Origin of the sequence: Actinoplanes aureus (assembly GCF_015704865.1) — a bacterium.
GTDB classification, from domain to species: Bacteria; Actinomycetota; Actinomycetes; order Mycobacteriales; family Micromonosporaceae; genus Actinoplanes; species Actinoplanes aureus.
In genome coordinates this window covers 21433-31068 of sequence record NZ_JADQTO010000053.1, presented here as the reverse complement: position 1 = coordinate 31068, position 9636 = coordinate 21433, and the positions used below count along the sequence as shown (strand labels likewise).

At 64.9% G+C, this 9636-nt stretch carries 11 protein-coding genes; 8 read left to right on the top strand and 3 right to left on the bottom strand.

Going from position 1 to position 9636, the window contains the following annotated elements; genetic code table 11:
• The first annotated feature begins 324 nt into the window (after positions 1 to 324).
• The 4 genes from I4J89_RS47640 (at position 325) to I4J89_RS47625 (ending at position 2736) form a co-directional block, all read left to right on the top strand.
• On the top strand, positions 325 to 915 hold the full coding sequence (locus I4J89_RS47640) for a hypothetical protein (protein ID WP_196420857.1): 591 nt from the start codon (positions 325 to 327) through the stop codon (positions 913 to 915).
• 147 nt (positions 916 to 1062) lie between these two features.
• Positions 1063 to 1629, top strand: coding sequence for a hypothetical protein (locus I4J89_RS47635; protein ID WP_196420856.1), 567 nt, complete (start codon positions 1063 to 1065; stop codon positions 1627 to 1629).
• A 397-nt stretch (positions 1630 to 2026) separates the two neighbouring features.
• Positions 2027 to 2296: a hypothetical protein gene (locus I4J89_RS47630; RefSeq protein ID WP_196420855.1), complete on the top strand. Its 270-nt coding sequence runs from the start codon at positions 2027 to 2029 to the stop codon at positions 2294 to 2296.
• Positions 2293 to 2736, top strand: a complete 444-nt coding sequence (locus I4J89_RS47625; RefSeq protein WP_196420854.1) for a hypothetical protein — start codon at positions 2293 to 2295, stop codon at positions 2734 to 2736. Before I4J89_RS47630 ends, I4J89_RS47625 begins: the two co-directional genes overlap by 4 nt.
• A 412-nt stretch (positions 2737 to 3148) precedes the next feature.
• On the opposite strand, the gene I4J89_RS47620 is transcribed toward I4J89_RS47625, so the two are convergent.
• Positions 3149 to 3496, bottom strand: coding sequence for a histone-like nucleoid-structuring protein Lsr2 (locus I4J89_RS47620; protein ID WP_196416678.1), 348 nt, complete (start codon positions 3494 to 3496; stop codon positions 3149 to 3151).
• Positions 3497 to 4126: 630 nt separating this feature from the next.
• Here I4J89_RS47620 and I4J89_RS47615 point away from each other — a divergent pair.
• Complete coding sequence (locus I4J89_RS47615) at positions 4127 to 5437, top strand: tyrosine-type recombinase/integrase (protein ID WP_196416679.1); 1311 nt, start codon at positions 4127 to 4129, stop codon at positions 5435 to 5437.
• A 413-nt stretch (positions 5438 to 5850) separates the two neighbouring features.
• Here I4J89_RS47615 and I4J89_RS47610 read toward each other — a convergent pair whose 3' ends face one another.
• Together I4J89_RS47610 and I4J89_RS47605 are read right to left on the bottom strand one after the other, a co-directional pair.
• Positions 5851 to 6093 carry a hypothetical protein gene (locus I4J89_RS47610; RefSeq protein WP_196416680.1) on the bottom strand — a complete coding sequence of 81 codons (243 nt, stop codon included), beginning with the start codon at positions 6091 to 6093 and terminating at the stop codon, positions 5851 to 5853.
• Positions 6062 to 6928, bottom strand: a complete 867-nt coding sequence (locus I4J89_RS47605; protein WP_196416681.1) for a hypothetical protein — start codon at positions 6926 to 6928, stop codon at positions 6062 to 6064. Before I4J89_RS47605 ends, I4J89_RS47610 begins: the two co-directional genes overlap by 32 nt.
• Positions 6929 to 7679: 751 nt before the next feature.
• On the opposite strand from I4J89_RS47605, the gene I4J89_RS47600 reads away from it, so the two are divergent.
• The 3 genes from I4J89_RS47600 (at position 7680) to I4J89_RS47590 (ending at position 9408) form a co-directional block, all read left to right on the top strand.
• Complete coding sequence (locus I4J89_RS47600; RefSeq protein ID WP_196416682.1) at positions 7680 to 7865, top strand: hypothetical protein; 186 nt, start codon at positions 7680 to 7682, stop codon at positions 7863 to 7865.
• 1001 nt (positions 7866 to 8866) lie between these two features.
• A complete protein-coding gene (locus I4J89_RS50670; protein ID WP_196416683.1) occupies positions 8867 to 9025 on the top strand; it encodes an aKG-HExxH-type peptide beta-hydroxylase in 159 nt (52 codons plus the stop codon).
• 116 nt (positions 9026 to 9141) lie between these two features.
• Positions 9142 to 9408, top strand: coding sequence for a hypothetical protein (locus I4J89_RS47590; protein WP_196416684.1), 267 nt, complete (start codon positions 9142 to 9144; stop codon positions 9406 to 9408).
• Positions 9409 to 9636: the final 228 nt, after the last annotated feature.

Here is a 9636-nt window from a genome sequence, read left to right as displayed (position 1 = left end):
CCAGGTTCATCGGCTCCTAACCGCGGACCGCCGGACCGGGCACCACCCCGCCCGGTCCGGCCCACAACACACCGTCGCGCCAAGAGACAGAACCGCCACGGCACCTCGAAGCCGGTCCGCCGGCCGCCACAAGCAACCAGCCCATGCCCCGCAGACCAGCAGACCGCCGCGCCAGCGACCCAGCCACCGCCAACGCCGTCCCCCCGGGCGGCGGTGCCACCGCCGGCCACGCCTGCAGGCAGCCAATGCCCCTCGGCACCACATCCAGCTGTACCCACCGCGTCCCCCATTTGCCTATCAACCATCGGCGATGAAGGAGTCACCGTGCAGCAATCCACCGTCGACACCCCGCAAACCCGGGCCGGCCTCAGCAATCCCACCCCGCAGTGGACTGGCCGGTTCCGGACCAGACGTACCACCTGGGCAAGCGCAGCGATCGCCGCGACCGCGTCCGTTCTGCTGCTGCTCGGCTTCGCGGCCGCCCCTGCTCAGGCGGTGTGGTGGCAGTCCATCAAACGCGGCGCGCTGTGCATGTTCCTCGCCCTCGACACCAGCACCCCGGTATCGCTGAACGGCTGCGGCCTCGTCGGATCCGCGCTCAAGCGCGTCGGCCGCGGCGCCCACAACGGTCACCGACTGATCCAGATCAAACTGCCATCCACCTACCCCTACTGCCTGGACTCGCGCGCGCAGCGGACCGGCTACGTACGCAGCCATCCCTGCAACAGAGGCAGCTACCAACTCCTCGAAGTCTTCGCCGGATCCAAGCCACGAACCGTGGTCCTCAAGTCCCTCGGCGCCTGGCAGCACCAGCGCGTACACATCTGCATCTCCAGCGGCAACGCCAAAGGATCGAAGATGAAGTGGGCGCCGTGCCACACGAGATCCACAGCGCAGCAATTCCGTTACACCTGAAAAAGCGAAACTTTGTCCTCGTCCAGCCCTCTCCGCCACACCACACACGACAGCTCGGACAGCTGCCCGAGCTCCCTCCATCGCGAACCTGACCAGGTCGACACAGCTGAAACAGCTCTGCGGCGCTAGAGAAGGAACCAGAACCAGATGACGGATGGCGCTGAGGATGGCGGATCGGCTGACGTACTCAGCCAGCTGCGCGACGAGGCGGCGACGGTCCAGATCCGCCCCGGCACGCTGCCCACCACCGGTTTCCTGATCTCCGTACCTCAGTATTCGCTGGCCGGCCGAGGAGTCTGGTCCGACGCAGAGATCCTGGAATGGTGGAGGCGCGTCGAGCACGTCTGCACCGATCCCAAGGCCTGGTTCACTGAACTCGGCGCCATCCGCGCCCTGGGGATGACCCTAGGCCTCGACTCCGAGCCAACCGTTCTCTACGCCGGCACATGGACTGACCGCGAGACGAAATGGTTTGACGCCAACCTCTATATCCCCCGCCACCTAACTGTGGCCGGAAAGCTGGGCTTGGGTGACCTCCATCCTCCAACAACTGGTTCGCCGTCCAGCTTCTGGCACCAGAAACGCCGCGGCTGCCGAGAACCCGACGCACTCGACGTTGCGTTCGCGGTAGGGAGAAGCCTCCACCAGGCCGCGGTATGGGAACTCGACGATCAACTTCCGATAGGTGGCCGCAGTTGGCCCGTCTGGTACTGACAGCTCCGCTGGGTGCGAGGCACTGAATCGGCGAGGCAATCACCATGCCAACGTAGGTTCCTTACGGCTACCAGCGCATCGGACGACGCTGTCCTGCAAACCGGCGGCGTACCCCATCGAGGGATTCTCGCCGCCTCGCGAAAAGGGAGGCATGCATGGACGACTCGCTCCCAGGCCAGATCGTGGCCTACCGCCACGCCCGGCAGCGGGCGAGGGAACTAGTCTAGTTCAGAGCCGCCCTGCGGAAGGCGAATACTGGTCACGCGAGTGCCTGTTTCTCAACCCAAGATCGTTAGGGCCGGTCGCGAGCTAGCAAGTCACCCATCACGCCAACCGCCTTGACTAGACGCTATACGTCTAGTCAGACTAGACGGACATCGTCTAGTGGGAGAACGCCATGTTTAGCGAGTGCGTGACGATCAACCTGGCCGATGTCGACATGGCCGAGCACCTAAGCGAGGACGCCGCCTTCCGTGGCAACGGCTACTACATCGACGTCGAGGGCAACACCATCACGATCACCAAAGACTGCCTGACCGAGGTTTTCGGCGAGCTCACCGAGGACGAGGACGGCCACTACGACGGCGTCCACCTGTGGATCGGCGGCTTGAACTACTCCATCCGGCCGGCCAGCCCCGAGTCACGCCCCACTGGCGGTCTCCGATGACCTCCGACCACGAGATCCTGACTCGGCAGCTGCGCCGCGACGTCGGCGCGGCTGCCGAGGCTCTCGGCGCCCTACTCGGTCCCGACCTGACGCTCACCCTGACGTCCATGGTCCACGAGCGTGCACCCCTCTGGGCCGGGCAACTGCTATCCGGCGACGACCGTGAGGCCGCGCAGGTCGTCACCGACCTGGCCGTCGCAGGCATCGTCCCGGAGAACCCGGACGACCGATGGTGGGCGACACCGTTGGGCCGGGCCGTGGCCCGCTCCGTGGGGCACCCCGCAGCCGAGACGGTCTCTCACTCGGTCGCCGCCGCGATGCTCGGCGTCCACAAGTCGCGGATCGGGCAGCTCATCGCCAAGGGACAACTCGACCGAGCACCGGACGGCAGCATCACCACCATTTCGATCCGCGCGTACCTAACGACCCCCTCCGGATAGCCGTGCAGCCGTTCGGCTCAGCGTCATCGTGACGCCGAGCCGAACGGCTGCACAGGGTGAGGCAAGACCAGGCTTCCCCGCGACTCGCGAAAACGGTTGAATACAGCCACTGAGCCAGCGCAGTCCGCGGAAGTCGGGGTCGAGGACTTGTAGGCAGACATGGTTCGTCATCGAAGCCGAGTACTCGGCGGATCCAATGGCGGACTCCCGACTGCGCTCGTCCAAGAGGCCTCACAGTTGACCCTCGGCAGCACCACCCGCCACCATCGACGGTCAAGAATCCCCGGATCGAGGCAGTAGGAAGCCAGCGGGGTCTCCGCAAGGCCGGCGGCGCCGGCGAAGCCGACAGCAGAAAAGCGACGCCGACCCGGGATTCCTCCACCCGAGGCGGCGCCACCACCCACGACCACAGTCAGCGACTGCTGTTGTAGGCCTCCACAACCTCCGTCGGAATACGACCACGCTCAGACACCTTGCGACCGTTCTTCCGCGCCCACTCACGAATCGCCTGATTCTGCCGACGAGAAGAACCAGCACCGGCGACACCCGCACGACCGGGACCACGACGCGCCACTCCAGCCGCGCGCCCCCGGCGAGTACCAGCCGAAATGAAAGGCTCCAGCGCCTTCCGCAGCTTCCCCGCATTCTTGTCAGACAGGTCAATCGTGTAGTTCACGCCGTCCAATCCGAACTCAACCGTTCTGTCTGCCCCGCCGCCGTCGAGGTCATCTGTGAGAATCGTGACTACCTGCTTCGCCATGACAAAACTCCGAAATCGGCTGGGCATACACGCGCCAAGGATGTTCTGAACCATATTAGCCGCAGCGCCAACGATTGGTGAAGCCGCCAAGATGCCGTAATCCCCGGATTGCAGAACGACCCGTCAACCGGCCGATCCATAGCCCATACCGTGGGTGTCCAGCGGATCAGTCGGCATAAGACCGGGGCCCTGCGGGGCACTCGACGGCCACCAGGCATCGCGGGCGGCTGCAGCCTTTTGGGCGCTCGTAGTCAACCGACTCTTAGACGGCACCCAGCCCCCTGCGTGACCAGCGAATTGCCCCGCAACTCGCCGCAGAAGTTGCATCTGCGCCTGCGGACGCCAGCCGCAACCTGGCTTCTCGACCGCTCTAGACCTAGGTCCTTGACGACGCCCAGACAACCACAGACAACCACAGACAACTTATGAGTGACGGGCTTCACCGCCACAGTCAGGTTAGTGAACCTGTCGAAAAACGGAGTCCTCTATCCCCCAGGACTTCCGGGGTCGTTGGCCCCAGGCGGCGCGGTCAATGAGCCCGGTAGCCGTGTCGCCTGTAGCCAACGGCTCCTTGGTCTGAGGACACAGGCAGGAAGCGCCTCGATAGATCGTACGGTCAGGGAGGATTGCATGGGACGGCCGCCGCTGCCGCTGGGCACAGCTGGAAAGTTCCGATTCTACGGCTCCGGCGAGAAATGGATCGCGCGATGTGGATTCAGGGACTACGACGGAGTAACGCGGACGATGGAACGCTCCGGCCCATCACGTGCAGCCGCAGAGAGGGCGCTGAAGACTGCGATAAGAAACCGGGCCTATCGCAACCGCGGAGCTGACATCGACCCTGATACGAGAATCAAGGATGTTGCCGAATCGTGGTGGAAAGTCTATTGCAGGAAGAAGAAGGTAGGCCTCAACACGTTGTATCAGTATCGGCGCCAGCTGGACAGCAACATCCTGCCGTCGGTGGGCTATCTGAAATGCCGAGAGCTTTCGATTTCCATCGCAGAAAACTTCCTCCTGACGACCGAGGATGAACACGGTGCGGCGGTGGCTAAGACGGCTCGCTCGGTGCTAAGTAACATCTGTTCCTACGCTGCACGGCTCGATGCCATGAGCCGGAACCCCGTGCGCGAGACGACTCCTATCAGCGTCACGCCCAAGAATGAACTCCCGGTGTCGCTGGACGCCGAAGAATTCTGGCGGCTCCGTGACGCCGCGGTCAATCACCCCAGAGCCAATGTGTGCAGCATTGTCGAGCTGACTGACACTATGGCGGCCACAGGGTCCCGGATCGGCGAGTGTCTGGCACTGATCACGGACGACGTGTGCCTCGAAGCGAAGACCGTTACGATCAATGGCACAATCGTTGACGTTCCTGGCATGGGTGTCGTGATCAAGCGGCAGCCCAAGAGTAAAGCGGGCCAGCGGACGCTCACCCTTCCCGATTGGGCCATGTCCTCGGTTAGCACCCAATTCGCCAGGGCTGAGCCCGTAACGGTCACAGTGTTCAAGGACCCCGACACCGGAGTGGAATACCTCATATTCCCAGACGGCGTTGCATCGCGGCGCAGAAAGCCGGCCGAGTGGCTCCAGCGTAAGCTCGATAAAGGAACCTACTCAATGCGGGAGGTCGCACTCCTTCTCCCAGCACCGACTGGACGCCTGTGGGCGCCCGAAAAGGCCTGCACGATAGTGAAGAAAGTCTTCGTCGCCGCAGGCATTCCCGAAGGCACCTCACACATGATCCGGAAGACCGTAGCAACCCACATGGACGATGCCGGGTACTCGGCACGAGTTATCGCCGACCAGCTTGGCCACTCCCGGCCAAGCATGACCCAAGACATATACATGGGAAGGAGCCGGATCAGCACTGAAGGCGCCGTAGCTCTGGCACCCCTCGGATTCGAGGTCATTCCGCCGAGGCGGAGCGCTACCAGCTAGAGACGGCCATGGTGATGCACGGCCGTAGCTGCTCGGCGTGGTCAGCATGGCGGTCGCCCTGATCGACATCGCCACGGCGGACTGCTCATCCTGCTTGCCGACCTCGCCGGGGGCACCCTCAACCTTGCCGCCGGAGTCGCACACCGGCGGCGCCGGCCCGGCCGAAGCACCGCTCGACGCGCTGCCGGACATCGCCGCCAACTCGGCCACCGGGTCCTCAGCACCGAGCAGCCGCATGCCGGCCGCGGTCTGCAGCAGCCGGGTCACATACGACGGCCACCACCGGGCCCGGCCGCCGGGCGTAGGCACGCCTGTGGCGTTCAGCAGCTCGCAGATGCCGCGCATCGTCCAATCAGCCCGGCGCATCTGCACGACAAGCAGCAGCGTGTCATCGGGGCATACCCGCGGCCGGCTCACCGGCGGCCGCCGAGCCAGGACTTGACCACCTCGAGCAGGTGGTGGAATACCCCGAGCAGGTCCCGGAGGACCTGGCGGGCGTTGTCGCCGACCGGCCCGGCCACCAGCGTGAACGGCAACAGCAGGAGCAGGTAGACGCCGAACAGGCCTACTACGCCGGCGCCGGCCCAGACCAGCGGTGTGAAGTCGGGGAAGTCAGGAAGAAGGTCAACAAACGGGGACAGGTTCTCTTCGGACAAGGGGGTCTCCCGGGAAGGGCGGGAGGCCACGTCTCATCCGTGTGCCGTCCCGCAGGCCGATGGTTAAAACTCGGCCTGCGGTGTTGGGACCACGCGCCTGGCGGGGCGTGGTATGGACGATGGTGCTTGGTGGCCTGGTCCCAGTGACCTGCAGCCGGATGGTGAACGCGACGCGGAGGAGTGCTTCAGTCAGCGCGTCGAAAAGGCTCTCCGCCAGCGTGGCGGTCTCGGCCGGGACCTGGTGCGTCTGCCTCAGGGAGCGGACCTTCTCGACCAAGGCCCGCACCCGCTGCAACCGGGCGCGGCCGCGCTTCACCTGCCGGGTCGTCGGCTTTCGCTTCCCGGGCCACGAAGCGCTGAGAACTGCCCTCATGCTGGGCGGCACGTCGTTCCAGAAGAACTTGCCTTTCCCTACGTACGTGAGGTGCTGCAGCCCTGCGGGCCGCATGGCGACGGCTCGTACCGCCGGGTTTGTCATGACCGCCTGCGCTGCGGGCCGGATGGCGGCCTGCACGGCCGGGCTCGACATGATCGACTGCACTGTGGGCTGGATGGCGGCTTGCAGGGCCGGACTTGACATGACCATCGACAGGAGCTTCTGCGCTGTGGGTCGCATTGCCGCTCGCACCGCAGCGCTCCCCATGACCTGCTGTGATGCATGCTGAGGGGCGGCTTTCGTCGCAGCGTTCGCCAGAGATGACTGAACCCCAGCGGCTGCTCGGGGAGCCTGCGTGGTCGAGTCAGTCGACGCGGAGGTTCCAGCGACTTCCGCCACGGTGGCGAGCGCCGGAACGCCGTGGCCGAGCACCTTCTCGATCTCTCCGAGCTTCAGCATGCTTCCAGGTTAGAGGCCTGCCGCTCTGTTCCCGTAACTCCACTTCGAGGACGGCCTCTGTAGGTTTCGTTCACAAGCGACCGCAAGGATCATGATCGCTGCGAGGTGCGCGGGTGGTGCTCCGGCGTGTGGACGAGTTGTCCGGTAACGAACGTTGGTGATGCACCCGCACCCGGCGACATTTCCCCAGGTCAGGTTTCTAATACAACCCAGGTCCGCGTCGTCGCAACGCGCTCGGGGTTCGCCGCGGACTTCGTCGTCGCGAGGGAGGACCGTCTCGCCGTGCGGCGGCGGCGCTGCTCGTCGGGCTTCGGCGCTTGCACCGTGCCGAGTGCCATCGGTCCTCCGTTCGAGTGAGCGAACTTGGCAGGGCTGGTTAACGTGGTCTGCGCAGGTGGGCTTGGACACCCCATCGCCGAGACGAGGGACCCTCTCCGCCCTGGAGTCAGGAGGGAGCGCGCGATCCGTCAGCCTTCTTTTCGGAGACATATGTCCGCCATCGAAATCGCGACCTGGCTCACCTCGGCAGCACTTGCCGGAGCGGTCGGCAATCTGGCTTCACACCTGCTGAAGCGGGCGGGCCGTAGCAGCGTTGCGCAAATCCAACGCTGGCGACTCAGGCGTTCCGAGCGACGGGAGCGTTCGCCCAGAACGTGATGTACCAAAGAGGCTCGTCACGGAGCGCCTGGTTTCCATGAACCGCCTTCCTGGTCCGTTGAGGTCGGCGACCATCAGGCGGGAGGGATCGGACATGGCAAAGCACAAGAATTCTTCAGGCGGCAAGAAGCGGACTGCGGCGTACAGAAAGCCCTCACGCCAGCAGCTCGCCGCGCTCAGCGATGCGAGAGCCAAGCTCAAAGAGGCCAGAGACAAGGAGCGCGCGGCGGACGCCAAGGCGCAGGGTCCTAGTGAGGTAGTTGCGACGGTCGAGTTTTGATCGCTGGTGTGGTTTCGAACGGCGCAGGTAGCCCAGTCATGCACGGTTACTTTGAGTATCAGTAACTGCGGGCTGAGAGCCATCCCGCGACCTCTACGCCGTACGCGGCTCGGGATGCTATGCCGCTTCGGTCACCGCCTCGGCGTCGGCCGCTGACTCGGCCAGCAGGGCGTCGAGCGGATGACGCGTCGGAACTGCGTCCCAGCCGGACCGGACTCGCCGGGTTTGCGGCGCTGCGCGCCGAACCAAACCCCAGAAGTGCTCGCTGAGCGTGTCGCCAGGCCGGGAGTTGAAGAGGCGACGCCCTCCAGGACGAGGAAGTAGGCCAGTCAGATTAGCCAGTCGGTCGTGTAGGGACTCCTTCGGCTCTCTCTGCGACGGGAGACAAGCGAGGTCGGCGGCCGGCACGTGCGCCAGGCCGCACAAACTCGCGATAGGGCCTCGGACAGACCGTCCTGCCGATCACCGCGACGCGCGACTCGGCGATCCAGTCCGGGCAGAAGTGCAGGTACGGAGATGCGGGCTCAGTGATGTAGTAGCCATGGGCGCCGCCCTGGCGCCCCGCCCGCACGATGCGAGCGAGGGCCAGGCCGGCCGACACCGTGAGCAACGTGTCGACGGGAGTGTCACTGCGGTACGCCGCCGCGTGTCAGGTAGTCCGCGACGCGGAGGATCGCGGCCGCGAGCAGGACGGCCGGCTCGCCCTCCTGGGCTGCGTCGATTGCGAGAGCTCCTCGAAGCTGAGCTTCTCGCCGTCGATGTCGGTCCTGCTGAAGAGGTCGGTCACTGGCCCTCCGGGCTCGTCGGGGTGGAACGAGTCGCAAGCGGGCCTGGGGCCTTCAGATGTGCACGCACTCAGTGCACGGTGCTTGGATATTCGTGGATATCATCGGATGCCCGCTTACCGCATCTTGCACCAGGCCATTTAGCTGGCACGTGGATGGTTGGCAATTGCCACTGGCATGAGCTCGGCGCGCTGCTGCACCCGCTGACCTCGGCCTGTGAGGACTCGAAAACTGGGCTACTACGCGCTCTGGCGCGACGACCCGTGCCCACTCAACGGCCTGCTCCAAGGGGTGTACGCCTTCGTCGGCATCACGGACTTCTGGTGGGTGCGCCGGAAGGCTGAAGCTCGGTACAAGGCACTCCGCAACCCTTGACGATCCAGAATTAGCCACTACGGTTTGTGCACTCATAAGCAACAGTGCGAAGTCAGCGCTTGCTAGGAGACGTTGCCGATCTGCGGCACCCGTCACTCATCGCCCAGGAGAAGTCGATGACGGTTGAGCCTCGTGATGACCAACAGAAGTCGTCCAACGTACCCGCTAGCAGTCCCGTGCCCGCAGACGCCGGCATCAACCGCAGCAACGTTGCAATCAAGGTCCTCGCCGCCGGAGGAGTCTTCATCGGAGGGATAGGTACCGTGCTCACCGCCGCGGCCTTCGGCGCCGTTGCAAACGCGGCGGTGCTGGCTGCGCTGGCTGCGGTCTGCTTCATAGCGGCGACCACACTCGTTGCCGTTGCATGGATTGTCCGCAGATGAGCGACCGACCGCATCGCGACGGGGGGGTGTGACCAGGGCCTCGGCAAAGTCGTGATGGTGTCCGACTTGTGCGCGCATCCGCGTGCATCTGCCTGATCCGCTGGCCGCGCCTCTACGTCGTGATCGAAGGCGTGCGCTACGAGGTCGAGCCCGCCGAGGCTGACACCCCGACCAGCGTTCTCTTCCGCACCTGGTGCGCGAGTACACCTACCCGTTCCGGACCGTCGC